Genomic DNA, 19061 nt, shown 5'->3' on the forward strand with positions numbered 1-19061 from the left:
AAACCTCCTTTATCTTCCTTTTCCCTGTTTCCATATGAAGTCCGGAATTCTCTTCAACAGTTTCAGTATCGTTTCATCAAACAGCCAGGACACAGCCAGAGAAATTAAAAATGTCAGTGCCGTGAGACAGAGAATTTTGGGAATATAAAAATGTCTGATCCAAGTTTTTTCCACGATTGCCGTGGATAACTGTCCTAATACCAGATAATGAATGAGATACACAGAATAACTGTGTCTGCTGACAAGTCCGAAAGCGTTTGTTATTCCTGGAATTGAAACATCTGCGTATTGCTCAAAAAACATAAAAATACATGCTGCCATCCCAATCATCGTGGGGGCCATATCATGAATTCCCGGTGTAAACAATGGAGTAAAACACTTTTGAAACATCGTCACAGCAAACCCGGCAAGACCCACCGCCGCAAACGGAAGATACCGGCTGTTATGAAATAAACGTTTTAAGCTATAGCCCAGCACAAAGTAAATCAGCCAGCCCTTAAATATCATATACTGAAATGCTTCTTCCGTTAAAAGATGAAGAGGCGGCAGATAGACCTGAATGCTCTGTATCATAAATATCATAACCAGAAAAATCTTTAACTCATGGTCATTCATGCATCTGAGCATCCGGGCTAAAAAAGGGGCACACAAATAGAAAGCAAGAATCACATACATAAACCACAGATGGGGAGCCATAGGCACAGATCCCGTCAGCCAGTCCAAAAACCAGTTCTTCACGTGGGTAAAGACTGAGAGTTTATCCTCTCCCAGATATACCTTATAATAAATGTAATAGACCCCCGTATAGAATCCGAAAGGGATTACTATCGTACAAAGCCGGTTTTTATAAAACGCCAGAATGTTCTCTGTTCCATGATCCAGCAGAAACAGACCGCTGAGCATAAAATAAATCCCTACAAATGACAAAAGCACAGGCAGGATTGCTGCCAAAAAGAGCCACTGCCTGTTATTGGCTGTTTCTGCAGGGATTGAGTGTACCATAATAATTGCAATCACTGCAATTACACGCAGATAATCATACTGTATTTTACGACTCTTTCGTTCCATACCTCACCTTAAACCTCCGTTTTTTTCTATTGCAAAGTATAACATAGAAAATCTCATTTTGACAATTTTTTATTTTTTCAAAAAAAGTGTAGACAAACAGGGATACCTATGATATTATAATGGAGCTGTCAGAGATGACAGGCAAACGGCCTATTGGTCAAGCGGCTAAGACGCCGCCCTCTCACGGCGGAAACCCGGGTTCGATTCCCGGATAGGTCATATCTAAATAGAACGCGGACCGAAACTTTCTTTATAAAAAGTTTCGGTCCGCGTTCTACTTTTATATTATCTGACAGGTTTCATTTATAATTTGAAATCTTACTCATCAAGCTCTGTATCATCTGACTCAACTGCCATATAACGTTTTATCTGACAGCGTCCACTCTCCATGACATGTTCAATAAAATCCTCGTTTGTCTCCTGCATACGTCCCATAAGCGCTTCCAGCGCCATAGGAAAATTAGTGCCTCCGATCACTTCAATGTTTCTGTCTGTATTAAGCTTAATCTCACTGGCAATATTAAACGGAGTTCCTCCAACAAGATCGCACAAAACCAATATGGTTTGACACTCTTTCAAATTCTGTATGGAATCCTCAATTTTATTTCTAAGTATTTCTGGCGTAGAGAAAGCCGGGAAATCCACAGGTTCAAAATACTCTGGGGTACCAAAAAGCAGTTTAAGTCCGCTGCTGATTCCCGTAGCAAAGTTTCCATGGCCCGTAACGATGATTCCAATCATAATATATGCTCCTTATAATAATGTAATAAAATCGATTGCAGGATCACTTGGCACCATACAAGCATGAAATAAGATTCCCTTATCGGCCAGATATTTAAAATCCTGCACGTTCTGCTCCGTAACATAAACCGTGTCTTTGACCGGTACGGCTCCATCCTTTTTTGCCATATTTCCAACTGTAACTTTAGAAAATTCATAACCAGAATCATAAAGCTCTTTTAATGTTTCCGGGGACTTTACCACGATAAAAACCTTCTCCCCTTCATATTTTCTGTTTTTTAAATTTTCACTGGCTTTTCTTACAGAAAGCACGGATAATTTGCAACTCTGGGGACACGCCATTTTTAAAGCTGATTTTTGAATATCACTTTTTACAGCTGTATTATCAATTACCATAATGCGGGTGGCTCCTAAGGTTCTGGTCCATACTGCAGCCACTTGTCCGTGAATTAATCTTTCATCAATTCGGATATTAACAATTTCCATAATCACACTTTCTCCTATTTATTATTTACTTGCTCCTAAGCTTATATAATCATCCGGATTTTTGGAACTGGCTTTTTGGCACTCTTTTTTATTCACTTTCCAATTTTTCTGAATCTCCGGGTGCCCCTTTAGAAGGAAATCTCCTGTTTTATTCATTTGAGCATCTAATCTCTGCTTTAAGTCCCTTAAGATATTTAAATATGTTTCATTTCCTACCAGATTATTGCGCTCTCCGGGATCATACAGCAGATCATATAATCCTTCCCCATATTTTATCTGCTGCTCCAAATCATGTGACATATAATAATCTTTCATCTCAGATTCATCAATATTTGATTTATTGATTTTCAAATAATCCTGATCGTAATACCGAATATACTTATACCGTTCTGTCCGAATACATCTGGCCGGCTCATAAGACGTGTGGAAATTAATCTCCGCATAGATCTCATCTCTGCTCTTTCTGCAAGGATCAAGAAACCGGTCTGCAAATGAGATGCCTTCTAAATATTCTGGTTTTTCCAGATTAAGCAAATCGCAAAGAGTTGGAAATAGATCCACCTGGGAAATCAATGCCTGAGATACAGCCCCATTTGCCGGACTGCCCGGAACTCTCATTATAAAGCTCACGCCAATTCCAGAATCAAACAATGTGCATTTGCAATATGGAGCTGCCAATCCATGGTCTGTTGTGAAAAGAATTACTGTATCTTCCATATGTCCGGTTTCCCGGATCGAATTAAGAACTTGCCCAAAACATTCATCCGCTGATTTTAAACTTGTTAAATATCTTGCATAATCATGCCTGGTATCTGGATTATTATGGATCGGATACGGAGGAACAGCCATTCCCTCGCTGATCTCACCATCAATTTTATCAGGAAAGACTCTGTGGGTTGAAAACATTCCGTAGGATAAGAAAAATGGTTTTTCCCCTTTATAATCTTTCAACCATTCACAAGCCTTCCTTGCATTTTTCTTATCCCAGTATATCAGGTCTTCATCCCGAATACCAGCATTGGATGCAGTTAACACTTCCTGATAACCAATTCTTTTCCCGTTTCCCTCTATGTCTAAGTACCAGCCGGATTCATGCTGTATTCCGCTCAGTGCAGTATGATAACCATTGCGGTTTAAGAATTGAACCAGATGTTTTGAGTAATCTATAGAAAATCCTCTCTGAGTAAGCCCTAGCATTCCACTCTGATGGGGATACATTCCGGTTAGCATAGCTGCTCTGCTGGGAGAGCATGTTGGGCCTGCACAATAACAATTCTCAAAAGTCAGAGAATCTTCTGCAAATTTTTCCAAATGAGGTGTCACTGTTCTATACCCATAAGGACTCATAACTCTCCCCGAATCATGAGTATGTATATAAACTATATTCATTCATTACACTCCCTGCTTAATCTGTCTGTTCTTAATTACATAATTCCAAAAAATACCATTATAAAAGCAATCCCAAGTATCAAAAGAATTACCTTATTCGCTGACCAGCCTTTTTTGTCAGCTACTAACCAGCACAGTATGGTTAACAGCATTGGCAGCAATCCTGGCATAATCTTATCCAGAATGCTGGTCTGCAATGCAACTACCATATCACCGGAGGCAAAAGCAAACTTTACAGGTGCGGAGACTGTCGTGGAAGCAACACCCCCAATCACGATCAAACCAACAACATTCAATGCTGTCATTACTTTTTCTTTCACTTCCTGATTCATAAATACTTTTACAATATCAAGCCCCAGGTGATATCCCTTGACAAACATAAAATATTTCAGAGGAATAACCGTCAAACACCAGGTCAGCAGAAAAAACAATGGACCTATTGGTGAACCACCTGCTGCCAGGCCAATACCAATACTTAACAGAATCGGATTATACGTTCCACAGAGAATGGAATCACCAATCCCAGCAAAAGGCCCCATAAGTGCACTTTTGGTATTTACAATCAATTCAGCATCTACATCCCCATGTTCTGCCTTGGCTTCTTCCAATGCCAGCGTAATGCCTGGAATAACGGATCCTAATTGTGGTTCTGTATTGAAGAATGTCATATTTCTGGTCAACGCTTCCGATAGTCCATCTTTGTCGTCCCCATACATTTTTTTAAGTGCTTTAGCCAGGCTATGACAAAAGCCGCAGCCCATCATACGCTCATAGTTATGAGAGCTCTGATGAAAAAAAAGCCAGGTCCATACCGCACGCGATACATCTTTTTTTGTCAGTTTATTCATCGTATTCATCTCCTTCCGCTATGGAACCAGCACTGGTTAATGCAACAGGGTTTCCTTTTTTCATTACAAACAGTAATGCAATTGCAACAGCAATCAAAACAAGTGATGTCGTTGTCATTCCTGTATTAACGGTCAAAACCCATCCAAATAAAAATAACATAATCATCCAACGCTCTGAAATAATCTGTTTCAGCAAAAGTGCAAATCCCAATGCGGGCAGCATCTTCCCACCGATTTGAAGGAAATGAAGAACAGCACCCGGCAGGGCAGATAACAATTTTTCTGCAAATGGCGCTCCAAAATAGCAGATAATTGTTACCAGGAAAAACCGCTCAATAAAGGACGGCAACGTTCCTATTATATTCATGAGGCAAATCTTATCTGCATTTCCTTTTTCAGCATACTTATCTGCCCGGTGTGAAAAGTATGACTGGACTGTCATGGTAAAGTTGTGTAATGCTACTCCTAAGCTTCCCAGGGGAATTGCCAATGCAATCGCAGCTTCCGCACCACCGCCTGCTGCCATTGCCAGCGGGATTCCAATGAATGCCGCTAAATTTAAATCCGATGGAACAGCACCCCCAGGTGTAATCTGCCCAATAAAAATTGCCTGTACAGCTATTCCACACAAAACCCCGGTTGTTACATCCCCCATAATTAAGCCAATTATCAGCCCCGCTACCAACGGACGTCCAATTCCATACCATCCCCCCGTCGTACCAAAAAGCCATGGAACCTGATTACGCCCCAGGTAAGCGAAAAACCCAATTAACAGTGCTTGCCATAACTCCATAAATCCGCCTCCTTAATTAAAATATACAATACATTTGTAATACGGTAATGATAATACATTTGTTTTTATTTGTCAATACATATATTGAATTCTGCCCAATTATTATTGTATATATTTTTATTTATTGTGCTCTTTTTCTATATTCCATTTCTTGAAATGTGTTAAAATTTGTTGTATAATACAAATAATACATTTATATTAAGAAAGGTGCATGTATGGTCCAGAAAAAAACACCCCAGTACAAACAAATAGAGAATGAGTTATTAAACCAAATTCGTTTGGGATATTATAAAAAAGAAGATTTAATACCTACAGAAATGGAGTTAGCAGAAAAATATAATGTTTCGCGGGTAACCATCCGAAAAGCATTGGATAAACTTGTTAACCTTGGATTACTTCGACGGGTTTCCGGTGTGGGAACTTTTGTGCAGGAACAGGTAACAAAAGAAAAATTCCCCCAGCTAATGGGGTTTACGGAAGAAATTATAAATATGGGATTAACTCCTCATACGAATGTTTCAGCATTTCAGGTTCTTTCTGCTTCCATCAACATCGCCCGCATTTTAAAGCTGAATGAAGGGGACCCCATTTATTATTTTAAACGGGAAAGATACGCCAATGAAGATTTATTTTTATTGGAAACTTCTTATATGTCCGTTGATCAGAATCCTGAAATGTCCATCCAGATCCTTAAAGGTTCTAAATATCAGTATTTTGAAAAAGTACGTGGTGAAAAAATATCCTACAACGAACACACTGTTACCGCTATTCATCCTTCTACCGAAACCGCCAAACTTTTCCGTATTTCAGAAGATACACCTATTATAAAAGTTGCAAACATAACCCATTTGGAAAACGGGAATATTCTGGATTATACAGAACAGATTCATAATTCTCAAAAATTCCAATTGCATTATATTAAGCAATAACCGAATTTGAGCAAAAAAATACATGGGCTGGAAATATTAATTTCTCATACCCATGTATTTTTTTATTATACAAGTGCCTTACCAAGCTCGATACACTGCTCTGCTCCGTCCTCATCAGGCTCGTTGTTACAGATAACGCTGTCATGAACCAGGACTGCACCCAGGGATTTCACAGAATCTTCCCAATTGCGCATCCACTCTCCGTCTCCCCATCCATAAGAGCCAAATAAAGCAATCTTCTTTCCATTCAGCTTTGACTCACAGCTCTTAAACATAGGTTCGAATTCTCCATCCTCTAGTTCTTCACTCCCCATGGAAGGGCAGCCAAAGGAAACAGCATCGAATTCATCCATCTGTTCTGCTCCAAAATCGGAAGCCGTAAATAAAACAGCATCTGCACCGGCAGATTTTGCTCCTTCCAGTACCTTATTTGCCATTGCTTCCGTATTACCGGTTCCACTCCAATATACAACTGCGACTTTACTCATCTTATCCAGCCTCTTTCTTCCTTTTTATTTGCTTAAGCGGCTACTGTAAGCTGCCAGACCGTTTTTCCGTTTCTCCAGAGACGTGAATATATGGCTCTGCATTTTTGATATCTGGCAAAGGTTTTCACCGCTTCACATTCATTGCAATAAACCTTCCAACAGCCCAGACACTTACAGTTTTTTCCTGAATTTCTAATAAAGCCGATTACATCTCCCAGTGGATAACCCAGAAACAATCCGATCTCATGAGGAAAGCCCTCTTCCTCTTTCAGACGGCTTTTCAGCCTGACCAGTGCATAATCCACATCCATTGTTTCATACCCATATTTTTTTAGAAATTTGCTTACACCCGGCCGGTTTAAATCCTTCATTAAATGAGATTTCCGATATACATAAATGAGTGCCTTATTTCCGCGTCTGTATAATTCAATCAAGGAGATCCCCTTTTCTCCCAGCTGCAGGTTTAAATATTCCAGCTGGCGGTTTAGTTCTTCTTCCGATGTAAAAGAATGATTAAACAGATTTGCGGTTTTCAGTGAAGCCAGGGTTGGGGAACAATATTCAATTAAATGCCTTTCCAGTAACATATCCATACCTCCATCTTGAAATTTGTTTCCCACTTATCATTCAAAAACTGTAACAGTCTGTTTTGTTTGGAAAAGCTAGTTAGCTTTAACTAACACCTATATAAATACCATAAATTACGCTGTCAGGCAATACTGTTTTTACTTAATGGGAATTTTTCTACTATATGATAGTATTTGCAGAGAGGATCGTGTTAGTGTACCAATTTCTGTCATAATTTCTTCATTGATTTCATATTCTTTTTAGATCCTGGTCAAATTTCCTTCACATTTACCATGTATGATAATATCATAAACATGAAAGATCCCACAAAGTGGTCAGAGCGCTTCATACATATGTTTTTCTAAGTCGGCAGAGTTGCTCTGAAAAGCTTCTTTGCCGGCTCAACCTAAAAAACGACTTAAATCGTCAATTTTGCATTCCTTAATCCAGGGATTTCATATATATTTTAAAGAGGAAGCTGCAGTCATTAACGTCTGCAGCTTCCTCTTTGCTATAAATATTCTATTTTACAAGATACCCGCCATCTACCGGAATTGTAGTTCCGTTTAAATAATTGGAAGCGGAAGATGCAAGAAAGAGTACCGGTCCCTTTAAATCTTCCGGACTTCCCCATCTTCCGGCAGGTATTCTTACGGTGCATTCATCTTTTCTGGACTGAGTCATATTGGCACACATCTCAGTATCCATATAGCCGGGACAGATACAGTTTATGTTGATTCCCCTTCCTGCGCAGTCTACCGCAAGACTCTTGGTCAGCTGGGAAACAGCGCCTTTTGTCGCAGTATAAGCAGGAACGGTTGTGCCTCCAAACCATGTAACCATGGAACCAATGGTGATGATCTTACCTCCTGTTGACTGTGCGAGCATAATCTTTAACGCTTTCTGTATCATGATAAACACATGGTTTAAATTGATATTCACTACAAGATCCCAATCTTCCATTGGGAATTCCTCAGGCAGATGTCTTCTTTGAATTCCGGCTGCCGGAATCAGCACATCCAGCTTTCCGTCTAATACAGCCATGGATTCTTCAAAGATCCTGTTAATATCCTCCCGATCGGCCAGATTTCCTGCTACACCGTAGGCTTCATAGCCTTTCTCCTGATATTCTTTCACCACCTGTTTCAGTTTTTCTTCCTGCACATCGATCAGTACTACTTTACAGCCGGCTTCCAAAAGACCTTCTGCCATTCCTCTGGACAACCCCTGTGCACCTCCTGTTACAATGCAATGCTTTCCTGTTACGTCAAATTTGCTGGATATCATGTCTTTTCCTCCCTAATCAAATAATATTACAGTCTTTTTCACTGTTGGATCCGGATTTTCCATATTCTTAAATACCTTTTCAATTTCATTGAATTTTACAAAGGTTGTGGCGAGACCTTCTAACTGGTATTTCCCCTCTGCCATGTTCTTTGCTACAGGCTGAAACTGATAGGCGCTCATTCTGCTTCCTATAATGTCAAGTTCCCTCTTGTTAATATCCGCCTGACTGAAACTCTCCGGTTTATCTGAAAAGCCCATGGGAATCACTCTGCCTGCATTGCATACAATTCCCGGTTGTAAAAGGAGTGTAAGACTTCCAGGAAAGCATGCGGAATCAAATGCAGCCGTACACCCGTGTCCGCCGGTAATCTGAGATATCCTTTCAGAAATATTTTCTGTTTTGCTGTTGATTATTTCATCTGCGCCAAATGCTTTTGCCCGCTTTAAAGACTCGTCGTCAATATCACAGCAGATTACCTTTGCACCGATCACCTTGCATGCCTGAAGAATAATGGTTCCAATGGTTCCGGTTCCAAGGATAATTACCGTATCATCAGACTCGATTCTTCCCCGTTTGGTGCAGTGGGCTCCAATGGCAACCGGCTCAATCAGGGCAGCATCTTTCCATGGGATGGTATTTTCTATCTTATATACATCATCTCCAGGTGCCGTAAAATACTCTCTCCACCCTCCGTCAGTGCCGCTTCCTCTCACCAGCACATTCTCGCACACTTCTTCTCTTCCATGGGTACACTGATAACATTCACCACAGGTGATGATTAAGTCAACTACTACATGGTCTCCCACCTTGACATTTGTAACATTTTTTCCTGTTTTTGCCACAATTCCGGCATTTTCATGACCAGGTACAAGAGGATAGGTGGAACAGGGATTCTCTCCTCTGTAGATATGTAAATCGCTGCCGCATACACCGGCTGATTTCATCTGGATTAATACTTCATTGTCTCCCGGTTCTGGTATGGGAATTTCACGGATTTCATAGTGAAACGGACTGGTAATTACACAAGACTTCATTGTTGTATCCTCCTTGTTTCTTCTATTATTCTTTAAGGTGTCTGAAGTGCACCATCCCTGCGTCTGGTCTGGGTCCATGTAACAATCGTATTTTCGCATGGATATTTTGCAGCTTCTTTTTCGTTGATATCAACACCAAGCCCTGGCTTGTCGTTGGCATATACATACCCGTCATTAAATTCCGGAAGTCCGGGGAATACCTCTAAAAGCGCCCCTCTTGGGCCCTTTAAATCCTGAATTACAAAATTGGGCGGTTCGATTCCCGACCATTCCTGCACGCCGAAATTCGGTGAGGAAAGATCTAAGTGTATATTGGCTGCATGGGCGATCGGTGACATGTCTCCAGGTCCGTGCCATGCCGTTCTTACCCCATACTGTTCTGCAAAAATCTGAAGCTTTCTGGCGGGGGTAATGCCCCCGATCTGGCTTATATGAACCCGGATAAAATCAATAAGGTGTTCTGCAATAATCTGCTTCCATTCCACTGAGTTATTAAACAGTTCTCCCTCTGCGATGGGAATACTTGTCTGCTCCCGTAAATTTCTAAGCCAGGGAAGCTGTTCAATGGAAACCGGATCCTCAAGGAAAAAAAGGTCATAGGGTTCCAGTGCTTTTGCCAGCTTAATGGCATCTACCGGGGCAATCCGCTCATGAACGTCGTGAACCAGATTCATTTCATATCCGATCCGGTTCCTGATGTCCTCAAAAAGTTTAACGGTATTTTTGATATATTCTCTGGAATCCAGATATACACCGCTTAAAGCACCCTTTGGAGCTGTAGCCGGAACTGTTCCATAGCTGTCTCCTCCATAACCGCCGCACTGACATCTGATGTTGGTAATACCCATTTCCTTATAACGCAGAATATTTTCACAAACTTCCTCTGCATCTTTTCCGTCTGCATGGCGGTAAACAGGAATTCCCTCTCTGCATTTTCCGCCAAACAGCTGGTACACTGGCATTCCTGCCATTTTGCCTTTAATATCCCATAATGCCATATCCACTCCGGAAATTGCATTATTTTCAATTGGTCCGTTTCTCCAATATCCGTTCTGGTGCATGAGCTGCCAGATATCTTCGATCCTGTCCACCTCTCTGCCTGTAAGAAGCGGCTTTAAATATTCCTCCACCACTGTCTTTACTGCCAGATGGCGGTATGCAAAGGTCGCACAGCCAAGCCCATACAGTCCGGGCTGGTTCGTTATTACCTTTATGACCACCAGGTTAATTCCTTCGGGTGCCGTTAGTATTACCTGAATATCACTGATTTTTGTATTCATCATGTCCTCCAGTTTCCAGCTCTCGGGCCTTTTCTCTTGATTCTTTGTAGAAATGACAGGCTGCAAAGTGCCCTGGCTCCACTTCTTTTAAATCCGGTTTCTGGGTTTTACAGATATCTCTGCATAAAAAGCACCTGGGTGCGAATCTGCAGCCTTCTCCCGGATTAATGGGACTAGGCACATCGCCGGTCAGTACAATCCTGTTTGTTCTCTCTTTAAAATTAATTTTAGGAACTGCTGACAGCAAAGCAATGGTATAGGGGTGAAGCGCATTGGAAAAAATCTCATCTGTCTGTGCCATCTCTATGATCTGTCCTAAATACATCACTGCCACTTTCTGTGAGATATGCCTTACCACGCTTAAATCATGTGAAATAAACAGGAAGGATAAATTCATCTTTTTCTGCAGATCAATAAGAAGATTAATGATTGTCGCCTGGATTGACACATCCAGGGAGGAAACCGGTTCATCACAAACGATAAATTCCGGTCCTAAGGATAATGCTCTGGCAATCCCAACCAGCTGGCGTTTTCCTCCATCCAGCTCATGGGGATATTTATCCAGTACGTATTTTTCCAGTCCGCATAGCTCAATGATCTCTTTAATTCGTTCCCTCCGTTCATTTCCTGAACAGAGATTATGGATCCGGTAGGACTCCTCCATAATACTTTGAATTGTTTTTTTGGGATTTAATGATGAATATGGATCCTGAAAAATAATTTGGATTTTCTTTCTATAATCCATGCTTTCATTTCCCTTAGAATCAAGTACACTGCTGCCTTTATATAGAACCTCTCCATCTGTTGCTTTATGAAGCCTCATGATTACATTTCCTACTGTGGATTTTCCGCAGCCGGATTCCCCCACCAGTCCCAGAGTCTCTCCGGGCATAACAGAGAAGTTTACACCGTCAACCGCATGAAGGATTCCTTTGTTTTTCACTTTAAAGTGTTTCTTTAAATTCCGGACTTCTATGACCGGAAGATTCTGCTTCTCCATCAGTTTACTTCCTCCCTTATAAAGCAGGCCACCAGATGACCCGTTCCATATTCCTGCAGCGGCGGAACTTCCTTCCTGCAGCGGTCTATGCAGGAGGTACAGCGTGGATGGAATTTACAGCCTGAAGGCAGTGCGCAGGCATTGGCAACATTTCCAGGAATAAAAGCCAGACGGTTTCTTGGACCGCTTAAGTTTGGAATCGCACCTAAAAGCCCTTTTGTATACCAGTGCCTTGGATTGGTAAAGACTTCCTCCACCGTTCCGTATTCGATGATGGTTCCCGCATAAATGACCGCAACTTTCTGGCAGAGTTCCGCGATAATTCCCAAATTATGGGTGATCATTAACAGGGAGCTGGAGCGCTTCCTCTGAAGCTCTTTCATCAGTTCTAAAATCTGTGCCTGAATGGTCACATCTAGAGCTGTGGTAGGCTCATCGGCAATTAAAAGCTCTGGATTGCAGGCAAGAGCTGCGGCAATTCCTACTCTCTGCCTCATACCCCCGGAAAATTGATGGGGGAAATCCTCTAAGCGGTACTTTGCAATGCCTACCAGTTCTAAAAGTTCCTGTGCTTTTTTTGCAGCATCCCTTTTACTCAGCTTTTCATGTTTTCTGATTACCATGGAGATCTGTTCTCCAACGGTAAATAAAGGGTTTAATGAGCTTAAGGGGTTTTGGAATATCATGGATATTTTATTTCCTCTCATCTCTTCTAAGCTTTTGTTATTCATTTCCAGAATCGATTTTCCATTATAAAGTATGGAACCTCCGGTTATATTGCCCACTTCTTTTGGAAGAAGCCTTAAGGCGGATAAGGCAATGGTTGTTTTACCAGCACCTGTCTCTCCTACAAGCCCCAGTGCTTCTCCACGCTCAATGGTTAAATTAATCCCGTTAAGCGCCTTTGCGGTCGCCCGCCCGGTTTTATATTCTACATGCAAATCTTTTATTTCCAACAATGGTGCCATGTTGTCGCCTCCAGCCTTAATCTTTGTTTTTGGGATCCAGAATGTCACGTATACCGTCACCAAGGAAGTTAAACGCCAGTACAATGATCATTAACGTCACTCCTGGAACCACTACCGTCCAGGGGGCAGTGGCAATATATTCTCTGCCATCTGCAATCATGGAGCCAAGAGACGGATTAGGAAGGGGAACCCCCATACCCAGAAAGCTTAAATTCGCCTCTGTCAGAATGACAAATCCGATCTGCTGGCTCATTAAGATAATGAGGGGAGTCAGTACACAGGGTAGAATCTGGGTTAAAAGTATCCTTGCATTGGAAGCACCAAGCACTCTTGATGCATGAATAAATTCGCTGTTGCGGATTCCCATTACGCTTCCCCGCACCACCCTGGTATAAGAGGTCCAGCCCACAATGGCAAGAACCAGCAATAGATTGGGTACGCTGTTGCCGAAAATTGCCATTACGGTAATTGCCAGGACCATGGTGGGTATGGATAGCTGTATATCACAGATACGCATGATAACGTTATCAATGGCGCCTCCGAAATATCCCGCTACTGCTCCCAGGGCAGTTCCGATTAAAGCAGGGATCAGCACTCCTGCTGCTGCAATTAATAAAGAGATGCGGCAGCCGGTAACCAGCCTCGTAAAAATATCCTGACCAAGGGCGTCTGTACCCAGTATGTATCCGTTAATTCCATTTGCAAGAAATTCCGGGGAGATCAAACGCTTGCGTAAATCCGACTGAATGGGATCATGAACCACAAACAGCGGAGAAGAGAAGGCAGCAAGAGTTACAAAAACTGCTATAATCAGCCCGATGACAAAGAACTTCGACTTTTTCATTCTGCGAAGCAATTCACTTTTTTTCATGTTATCTCCTCCCTAATTCAGGCTCATGCGCGGATCAACCGCCACATAGATGATATCCACCAGAATATTGATAATTACAAACAGGGAAGCCGTCACAAGCAGGATTGACTGGATCAGGGGAAAATCCCTCATGTTAATGGCTTTTACAGTCAGACTTCCAAGTCCAGGCCAGCCAAATACCTGTTCCACAATAATCGCACCGGCAAGAAGCTGTCCGATCTGCATTCCGATGATGGTAATGGTGGGAAGAAGAGCATTTTTTAACGCATATCTTGTATATATCTTAAAATTACCAATTCCCCTTGCCTTTGTTGCTGTGATGTAATCCTCTTCCAAAACCTCATACATTCCGGAACGAAGCATTCTTGTGACTAAAGCGGCAAGGGGCAGCCCAAGGGTGAGTGCGGGAAGTATGAGATTTTGGAAGGAACCGTACCCCTGCGTGGGAAGCACTCCCATAAAAACACCGAAAAACAGGATGAAGAGCAATCCCAGCCATACCTGGGACATGGACATTCCCAAAAGTGCAAATACCATAGAGAAAAAATCAACTGCTGACCCCTTCTTGATTCCCGATATAATTCCCATGGGAAAGCTGACTAAAATGGATACGACTACTGCAGCAAAGGTCAGTAAACCAGTCGCCGGAAGACGTCCGAATATCAGTTCCCCGCAAGAACGGTTAAAAAAAATAGATGTACCCAGATTTCCGTGGAGAACATCCCCTATATAGATGATGTATTGCTGAATAAGCGGTTTATTCAGTCCCATTTTGGCTTCTACTGCTGCAATCTGCTCCGCTGTGGCATTATCCGGCAGCATGAGAGCTGCCGGATTGCCCGGGGCGAGACGCATAAGGCCAAAGGCTACAATGGATACGCCAAAAAGCACGATGACCGCTGACAGCAGTCTTTTTACCATAAACTGCATGAAATTCTGCATTTCATTACCCCCTGGTTATAGATTAGTTTTTCATGACTCTTGAAAGATCGATAATAGTGTCGTTGTAAAGTTTGACTCCGCTCAGCTTATTGGAATAAGCATTGATGGTATCCAGATTGATGAAGTAGCACATACGGCCTCCGTCTTCCATCATCAGTGAAAACGCCTGCTTTAACAGTTCATCCTGCTTGCTTCTGTCAATGGTCTGTCTGGCCTCTGTTAACAGAGAGGTGATCTCAGGATTTTCAAGCTGGGTATTGCAGAAATCGGACAGCCAGTGTGTAATCATATGTCTCCATGGAGATCCGTTGTTGTAAAATACATTGGAAAATGCAATATCATAATCTCCGGCAGAGCGCTTGGTTACAAATGTAGCGCCTTCCATGATTTCCAGTTTTACATTAAATCCTGCTTCAGTCATCATGGACATTACCGCCTGAAGCACCTCTTTTGTACGCGGTACCTTTCCATCAATAGCCATGAAATAGATTTCTTCTCCCTTGTAGCTGCTTTCTTTTAAAAGCTTCTTTGCAAGCTCCGGATCATATTGGTTGTATTTGCTTTCCAAATCCTTATCGTAACCCGTAACGCCTTCCATTACAGGCCAGTAAGCAGGGGAACCGGAACCGAGAATGCTTTCTACAATTAATTTACGGTCAATGGCGTGGGTCAGGGCAAGGCGCACATTTTTATCTGCAAAGGGTTTTCCCTGTCCGGACTGAAGAGCCATCCAACTGATGGTTGTACCTGGCTTGGAATCCACCGTGACTCCATCTGTTCCGGAAAGTACATCCACCTGATCCGGGGGAATGTTGGATATCAAATCAAATTCACCGGTTCTCATACTGGATACACGGGTGGTGTCTTCCGATATTGGCTTATAGATAATTTTATCTACATTGGATTTACGCCGGGTCATTTTAAATCAGAAGAAAAAATTTCAAAATAACCAGCAGAAGACATGCAGGATGGTGCAATTCGCCGGCCAGCATGTCTTTTGAACCTGCAGCCGCTCTGGCTGCAAGTCCCATTTTTCACATTTTTCTGACAAGCACATACTATATATCAGAAATACGTATTTCTAAAACACAAAAGGGGGACGTTATCATGGCTAACTATAGACCAATTGCAAAAGCAGTTACAGGAGCTTCTGTTGCTTCAGGAGTTATTGTTTCCGTCAAGATTTCGACTACAAGCTGGGGACTTGCTTTAACCAGAGGTACTGCTGTCTTTAGCAATACGATTTTAAGAAGCGGCGCTGTCGCTGTCTGGGAGAGTACTAATCCGACAACTGCAACACCAGATGGGCTGACATTTACTGATGCAAATGCAACTTACGGCATTACGACCAGAGCTGGTGTAGATCTGACTTTCAAATTCTACGCTCAATAAATTCTACGGTGGGGGGCAGAGCTATCTTTTTTTGACCCCCCCCTCTAATAAGGAGGCAATCGTATGTTGTCTAAAATATGCTTCACTGGCTGCCAGTTAATCTGCTCCGGAATCGTAACTGCAGATGTGGCTTTAGCCTGTGATTCGTTACTGTTTATCACGGGAACAGTATACACTCCCGGTGGGGAACCTTTGCCGAATGCAGCTGTTGAGATCCGCATCCTGGATTCTACTGATCCATCCCGGGTTATCCGGGCCGGTGTGACCTTTTCTCTTGCTGACGGTACTTTTGGGATCTCCCTGCCCCGAATCCCTTACAGACAGTATCAGCTGCTGGCATTTTCACCTTTATAGGCAAGCAAAGGTCTTAAGCCACTTTTCTTATGGAGGAAACTATGAAAAAAATCAAAACTTCTGATGGATACCGGGTCTGCCGTATAAAAAAAGATAAGACATATGAATATCTGGCGGACAATACACATTACGCGGAAGCGATTCATAAACTTCTGGATAACCTGGATGGATTGAAATTCGATTCGCTGATCTTTCTGTTTGGCATAGATACAGGAGCTTATTTAGATGAATTGAGAAAATGTCTCTGCGCCCAAAACAGAGTCATCATCTTTGAACCAAACCGCTCCGTTTTCAATCAGTTTCCGTCGGATTTAGGAGATCAAATCCATCTGGTCTTTTATAAAGAAGAACTGGTGAAACAGATATTTGATGAATGCATTTCCTATAAAAATATCAACAATATCTATTTTCATGCCTTTGGAAACTACGAAAGAATTTATAAAAAAGAACACGACCGGTTGATTGAGCACCTGGATTGGACCATCATGAATGCTGCTTCTCAGGTATATCTGGCCAAGCGCTTTAAAAATGTTTTTATCAGGAATATGATTGCAAATATGAAAATAACAGATCAGGCTACTCCCATTCATAAATATTTGTTCTCCAACACGGATGTTCCTGCCATCATAGTATCCGGCGGATCCTCGCTGGATCAAAATATAAAGGATATGATGAAGCAAAAAGACAAACTAAAGGATTACTTTATCATAACCGGAAGCAGAACGGTGAATGCTCTTGTTCAAAATGGGATCATGCCCGATATGATCGTGTCCGTTGACCCGGTAGATGCCAATTACGACATGATGAAAGAGCATTTGGATTTAAACGTGCCGCTGGCCTTTTATGAATACAGCAACCGCTATCTTCTTAAGGAGTATAAGGGAGAAAAGATACTGATCTCTCTCATTTTTTCTCATACCATTAAAGGGATGGAACACTTAAAAGCCGTCTACTGCGGGGGATCCGTATCACATGCATGCATCGACATCGCAAATATGCTTGGCTGTTCTCCTATTCTTCTTGTCGGGCAGGATTTTGCACACACAAATAATAAGCATCACGCAGACAGTGCACTGTTTCCTTATGACAGCAGTATCCGATATGACACACAAATATTTACAAAAGATATCCATGGCAATCTGACTGGAACTACCATAACTCTGGATTCCTTCAGACGAAATCTGGAGTATTATATCAGCCGTTACAAAGACCAGCCACGTGTGCGATTCATCAACTGTTCCTATGGAGCTGAGATTAAAGGGGCACCTCACAAGGAGCTGAGTGAAATACTGGAAAACGGTTCCTACTCAGGCAAAAAACACGCCTGCCTGCCGGACCATGAACTGAGTCTGTGTGCAGAGAAGACAATTGATACCTTATTGGATTTCCTCAATGAATATCTGACCAGAACCAGTGAGGGACTGGAATTATGCCAGATCATTATTTCTGAAAACAACTCGAAATCCCTTGTGGACGTTGATGAAGATGATATTGATCTTCAGAGAATCCTTTATATCCTGCAAATTGTAAATAATTTTGAGAACCACCTCTACAGCCAGTATTTAAGCGGATATGTTACTGAATTTCTCTATGAGATGAAAGAAAGAAACAATCATATGACGGCAACGGATTATGACAAGCTGACTTCCGATCTTCAATACCAGGCTGCGTTTTTCAAGGAATACTTAGAACATCTGAATAAAATACTTGCAGAGGTAAGAGATACTATTGATTCAACGGTATCAGAATTCTACCATTCGCATATAGTTTAGTAAATCCTATGGAAATCTGAGGAAATAAAAATGGAAGACAAAAACCAATTTGAAACAATTAAGAACAATTATGAGGAAAAGAAAGTATCCAAAATGATTGTTAACGGAAAAGAACAGGAAGGGAATATTATCAGCGCTGATGATACCAGGGACAATCAGCAATTGAATGTAACCATTTATACCCAGAACGATTAAGGAAGAAATGAAAGGGGGCGAACTGAAACCATGGACTTTAATAAAAAAGCTTCTTTTACCATAAGAGGTTCCAGGCTTCTGCCCTGCAGAGAAAATCATTTTAATTTTCACCTTAGCCAAATGAACTATCAAATCATAAAGGGGACTGTTTACTGCTTAAATCAACGTCCCTGTGGCGGGGCTGCCGTACAGATCACACAGGTAGACATGGTAAATCACACTGCGGCACTTCTTGGCTATACAATTACGGATGAGGCCGGACGCTATGTCATTTCATTGGAAGCACAGCCTGATATGAAATATGAGCTTTCGGTCTTCGCTCCGTTAATCACGAACAAAAAGGAGGAGATTTCATGAGCAGTTATACGGAACTTATCATAACACCGAAAAGCTTCAATAACAGGAACATTGCCCAGGCTGCTATTACCTTGGAATCCTTCTGTGATGTACTGTTGACAGGTACTGTTTTTAATTCCCGCTGTGAAGCTCTGGAGGGTGCTGTCGTTCTGATTACAGCAGTGGCCGCCTGGGGAGAAAAAGACCTTGGTTATGTAATAACCAATCAGTTTGGAGAATTTGCCATTGCAGCAGAAAAGAATCCTGAGATCAATTACCGGTTCGATATCTACGAACCGGTTCTCACCAGTTAGGTAGGG

General features: G+C 41.9%; 23 protein-coding genes and 1 tRNA gene. 8 read left to right on the forward strand and 16 right to left on the reverse strand.

Annotated features, from left to right (window positions below):
* Positions 1 to 9: 9 nt before the first annotated feature.
* Complete coding sequence (locus tag RZO55_RS03325; RefSeq protein WP_318062865.1) at positions 10 to 1068, reverse strand: acyltransferase; 1059 nt, start codon at positions 1066 to 1068, stop codon at positions 10 to 12.
* Between the two features lie 147 nt (positions 1069 to 1215).
* Between RZO55_RS03325 and RZO55_RS03330 the strand changes: the two genes are divergently transcribed.
* Positions 1216 to 1287: transfer RNA gene (locus RZO55_RS03330), tRNA-Glu, on the forward strand.
* A 99-nt stretch (positions 1288 to 1386) separates the two neighbouring features.
* On the opposite strand, the gene RZO55_RS03335 is transcribed toward RZO55_RS03330, so the two are convergent.
* From RZO55_RS03335 to RZO55_RS03355, 5 genes are read right to left on the reverse strand one after another with little or no spacing between them, the layout of a single operon-like run.
* A complete protein-coding gene (locus RZO55_RS03335) occupies positions 1387 to 1809 on the reverse strand; it encodes a PTS sugar transporter subunit IIA domain-containing protein (protein WP_318062866.1) in 423 nt (140 codons plus the stop codon).
* 12 nt (positions 1810 to 1821) lie between these two features.
* Positions 1822 to 2295 (reverse strand): PTS sugar transporter subunit IIB, encoded by a 474-nt coding sequence (locus RZO55_RS03340; protein WP_318062867.1) that lies wholly within the window; start codon positions 2293 to 2295, stop codon positions 1822 to 1824.
* A gap of 21 nt (positions 2296 to 2316) precedes the next feature.
* Positions 2317 to 3684, reverse strand: coding sequence for a sulfatase family protein (locus tag RZO55_RS03345; protein ID WP_318062868.1), 1368 nt, complete (start codon positions 3682 to 3684; stop codon positions 2317 to 2319).
* A gap of 35 nt (positions 3685 to 3719) precedes the next feature.
* A complete protein-coding gene (locus RZO55_RS03350; protein ID WP_318062869.1) occupies positions 3720 to 4532 on the reverse strand; it encodes a PTS system mannose/fructose/sorbose family transporter subunit IID in 813 nt (270 codons plus the stop codon).
* Positions 4525 to 5325 carry a PTS mannose/fructose/sorbose/N-acetylgalactosamine transporter subunit IIC gene (locus RZO55_RS03355; protein WP_318062870.1) on the reverse strand — a complete coding sequence of 267 codons (801 nt, stop codon included), beginning with the start codon at positions 5323 to 5325 and terminating at the stop codon, positions 4525 to 4527. Before RZO55_RS03355 ends, RZO55_RS03350 begins: the two co-directional genes overlap by 8 nt.
* Before the next feature lie 215 nt (positions 5326 to 5540).
* Here RZO55_RS03355 and RZO55_RS03360 point away from each other — a divergent pair, with 215 nt between their 5' ends.
* Positions 5541 to 6254 carry a GntR family transcriptional regulator gene (locus RZO55_RS03360; RefSeq protein ID WP_318062871.1) on the forward strand — a complete coding sequence of 238 codons (714 nt, stop codon included), beginning with the start codon at positions 5541 to 5543 and terminating at the stop codon, positions 6252 to 6254.
* Positions 6255 to 6319: 65 nt separating this feature from the next.
* Here the strand turns inward: RZO55_RS03360 and RZO55_RS03365 are convergent, their stop codons facing one another.
* The 10 genes from RZO55_RS03365 to RZO55_RS03410 all read right to left on the reverse strand — a co-directional run bounded on the left by RZO55_RS03365 (position 6320) and on the right by RZO55_RS03410 (position 15611).
* Complete coding sequence (locus tag RZO55_RS03365) at positions 6320 to 6742, reverse strand: flavodoxin (RefSeq protein WP_318062872.1); 423 nt, start codon at positions 6740 to 6742, stop codon at positions 6320 to 6322.
* Between the two features lie 32 nt (positions 6743 to 6774).
* Positions 6775 to 7329: a DUF3793 family protein gene (locus RZO55_RS03370; protein ID WP_318062873.1), complete on the reverse strand. Its 555-nt coding sequence runs from the start codon at positions 7327 to 7329 to the stop codon at positions 6775 to 6777.
* A gap of 502 nt (positions 7330 to 7831) precedes the next feature.
* Positions 7832 to 8596 (reverse strand): SDR family NAD(P)-dependent oxidoreductase, encoded by a 765-nt coding sequence (locus tag RZO55_RS03375; RefSeq protein WP_318062874.1) that lies wholly within the window; start codon positions 8594 to 8596, stop codon positions 7832 to 7834.
* Between the two features lie 12 nt (positions 8597 to 8608).
* Entirely contained in the window at positions 8609 to 9631 is a 1023-nt protein-coding gene (locus tag RZO55_RS03380) for an alcohol dehydrogenase catalytic domain-containing protein (RefSeq protein WP_318062875.1), read from the reverse strand.
* A 32-nt stretch (positions 9632 to 9663) separates the two neighbouring features.
* On the reverse strand, positions 9664 to 10914 hold the full coding sequence (locus RZO55_RS03385; protein ID WP_336624252.1) for an enolase C-terminal domain-like protein: 1251 nt from the start codon (positions 10912 to 10914) through the stop codon (positions 9664 to 9666).
* Positions 10892 to 11911 carry an ABC transporter ATP-binding protein gene (locus tag RZO55_RS03390; RefSeq protein WP_318062876.1) on the reverse strand — a complete coding sequence of 340 codons (1020 nt, stop codon included), beginning with the start codon at positions 11909 to 11911 and terminating at the stop codon, positions 10892 to 10894. The genes RZO55_RS03385 and RZO55_RS03390 overlap by 23 nt, the downstream gene beginning before the upstream one ends.
* Positions 11911 to 12879: an ABC transporter ATP-binding protein gene (locus RZO55_RS03395; RefSeq protein ID WP_318062877.1), complete on the reverse strand. Its 969-nt coding sequence runs from the start codon at positions 12877 to 12879 to the stop codon at positions 11911 to 11913. Before RZO55_RS03395 ends, RZO55_RS03390 begins: the two co-directional genes overlap by 1 nt.
* A gap of 16 nt (positions 12880 to 12895) precedes the next feature.
* Complete coding sequence (locus RZO55_RS03400) at positions 12896 to 13750, reverse strand: ABC transporter permease (RefSeq protein ID WP_318062878.1); 855 nt, start codon at positions 13748 to 13750, stop codon at positions 12896 to 12898.
* Positions 13751 to 13762: 12 nt separating this feature from the next.
* Complete coding sequence (locus RZO55_RS03405; protein WP_318062879.1) at positions 13763 to 14692, reverse strand: ABC transporter permease; 930 nt, start codon at positions 14690 to 14692, stop codon at positions 13763 to 13765.
* Between the two features lie 22 nt (positions 14693 to 14714).
* On the reverse strand, positions 14715 to 15611 hold the full coding sequence (locus RZO55_RS03410; protein ID WP_318062880.1) for an ABC transporter substrate-binding protein: 897 nt from the start codon (positions 15609 to 15611) through the stop codon (positions 14715 to 14717).
* Between the two features lie 188 nt (positions 15612 to 15799).
* Here RZO55_RS03410 and RZO55_RS03415 point away from each other — a divergent pair, with 188 nt between their 5' ends.
* The 6 genes from RZO55_RS03415 to RZO55_RS03440 all read left to right on the forward strand — a co-directional run bounded on the left by RZO55_RS03415 (position 15800) and on the right by RZO55_RS03440 (position 19055).
* Complete coding sequence (locus tag RZO55_RS03415) at positions 15800 to 16084, forward strand: hypothetical protein (RefSeq protein WP_318062881.1); 285 nt, start codon at positions 15800 to 15802, stop codon at positions 16082 to 16084.
* A gap of 63 nt (positions 16085 to 16147) precedes the next feature.
* Complete coding sequence (locus tag RZO55_RS03420) at positions 16148 to 16438, forward strand: hypothetical protein (RefSeq protein WP_318062882.1); 291 nt, start codon at positions 16148 to 16150, stop codon at positions 16436 to 16438.
* Positions 16439 to 16479: 41 nt separating this feature from the next.
* The gene (locus RZO55_RS03425; protein WP_318062883.1) at positions 16480 to 18210 is read left to right on the forward strand and encodes a motility associated factor glycosyltransferase family protein; all 1731 of its coding nucleotides are present in this window, start codon (positions 16480 to 16482) and stop codon (positions 18208 to 18210) included.
* 30 nt (positions 18211 to 18240) lie between these two features.
* Positions 18241 to 18405: a hypothetical protein gene (locus RZO55_RS03430; RefSeq protein ID WP_318062884.1), complete on the forward strand. Its 165-nt coding sequence runs from the start codon at positions 18241 to 18243 to the stop codon at positions 18403 to 18405.
* Between the two features lie 120 nt (positions 18406 to 18525).
* On the forward strand, positions 18526 to 18762 hold the full coding sequence (locus RZO55_RS03435) for a hypothetical protein (protein ID WP_318062885.1): 237 nt from the start codon (positions 18526 to 18528) through the stop codon (positions 18760 to 18762).
* A complete protein-coding gene (locus RZO55_RS03440; RefSeq protein WP_318062886.1) occupies positions 18759 to 19055 on the forward strand; it encodes a hypothetical protein in 297 nt (98 codons plus the stop codon). Before RZO55_RS03435 ends, RZO55_RS03440 begins: the two co-directional genes overlap by 4 nt.
* Positions 19056 to 19061 lie beyond the last annotated feature (6 nt).

The organism is Clostridium boliviensis (assembly GCF_033342255.1).
Taxonomy (GTDB): Bacteria; Bacillota; Clostridia; order Lachnospirales; family Lachnospiraceae; genus Lacrimispora; species Lacrimispora boliviensis.

Bases quoted from the DNA above. Each gene is read 5' to 3' on its own strand.
- RZO55_RS03355 (WP_318062870.1), bottom strand. From the start codon at position 5,325: ATGGAGTTATGGCAAGCACTGTTAATTGGGTTTTTCGCTTACCTGGGG.
- RZO55_RS03435 (WP_318062885.1), top strand. From the start codon at position 18,526: ATGAACTATCAAATCATAAAGGGGACTGTTTACTGCTTAAATCAACGT.
- RZO55_RS03440 (WP_318062886.1), top strand. From the start codon at position 18,759: ATGAGCAGTTATACGGAACTTATCATAACACCGAAAAGCTTCAATAAC.
- RZO55_RS03380 (WP_318062875.1), bottom strand. From the start codon at position 9,631: ATGAAGTCTTGTGTAATTACCAGTCCGTTTCACTATGAAATCCGTGAA.
- RZO55_RS03350 (WP_318062869.1), bottom strand. From the start codon at position 4,532: ATGAATAAACTGACAAAAAAAGATGTATCGCGTGCGGTATGGACCTGG.
- RZO55_RS03340 (WP_318062867.1), bottom strand. From the start codon at position 2,295: ATGGAAATTGTTAATATCCGAATTGATGAAAGATTAATTCACGGACAA.
- RZO55_RS03395 (WP_318062877.1), bottom strand. From the start codon at position 12,879: ATGGCACCATTGTTGGAAATAAAAGATTTGCATGTAGAATATAAAACC.
- RZO55_RS03425 (WP_318062883.1), top strand. From the start codon at position 16,480: ATGAAAAAAATCAAAACTTCTGATGGATACCGGGTCTGCCGTATAAAA.
- RZO55_RS03335 (WP_318062866.1), bottom strand. From the start codon at position 1,809: ATGATTGGAATCATCGTTACGGGCCATGGAAACTTTGCTACGGGAATC.
- RZO55_RS03345 (WP_318062868.1), bottom strand. From the start codon at position 3,684: ATGAATATAGTTTATATACATACTCATGATTCGGGGAGAGTTATGAGT.
- RZO55_RS03370 (WP_318062873.1), bottom strand. From the start codon at position 7,329: ATGTTACTGGAAAGGCATTTAATTGAATATTGTTCCCCAACCCTGGCT.
- RZO55_RS03390 (WP_318062876.1), bottom strand. From the start codon at position 11,911: ATGGAGAAGCAGAATCTTCCGGTCATAGAAGTCCGGAATTTAAAGAAA.
- RZO55_RS03385 (WP_336624252.1), bottom strand. From the start codon at position 10,914: ATGATGAATACAAAAATCAGTGATATTCAGGTAATACTAACGGCACCC.
- RZO55_RS03365 (WP_318062872.1), bottom strand. From the start codon at position 6,742: ATGAGTAAAGTCGCAGTTGTATATTGGAGTGGAACCGGTAATACGGAA.
- RZO55_RS03375 (WP_318062874.1), bottom strand. From the start codon at position 8,596: ATGATATCCAGCAAATTTGACGTAACAGGAAAGCATTGCATTGTAACA.
- RZO55_RS03430 (WP_318062884.1), top strand. From the start codon at position 18,241: ATGGAAGACAAAAACCAATTTGAAACAATTAAGAACAATTATGAGGAA.
- RZO55_RS03360 (WP_318062871.1), top strand. From the start codon at position 5,541: ATGGTCCAGAAAAAAACACCCCAGTACAAACAAATAGAGAATGAGTTA.
- RZO55_RS03420 (WP_318062882.1), top strand. From the start codon at position 16,148: ATGTTGTCTAAAATATGCTTCACTGGCTGCCAGTTAATCTGCTCCGGA.
- RZO55_RS03410 (WP_318062880.1), bottom strand. From the start codon at position 15,611: ATGACCCGGCGTAAATCCAATGTAGATAAAATTATCTATAAGCCAATA.
- RZO55_RS03325 (WP_318062865.1), bottom strand. From the start codon at position 1,068: ATGGAACGAAAGAGTCGTAAAATACAGTATGATTATCTGCGTGTAATT.
- RZO55_RS03400 (WP_318062878.1), bottom strand. From the start codon at position 13,750: ATGAAAAAAAGTGAATTGCTTCGCAGAATGAAAAAGTCGAAGTTCTTT.
- RZO55_RS03415 (WP_318062881.1), top strand. From the start codon at position 15,800: ATGGCTAACTATAGACCAATTGCAAAAGCAGTTACAGGAGCTTCTGTT.
- RZO55_RS03405 (WP_318062879.1), bottom strand. From the start codon at position 14,692: ATGCAGAATTTCATGCAGTTTATGGTAAAAAGACTGCTGTCAGCGGTC.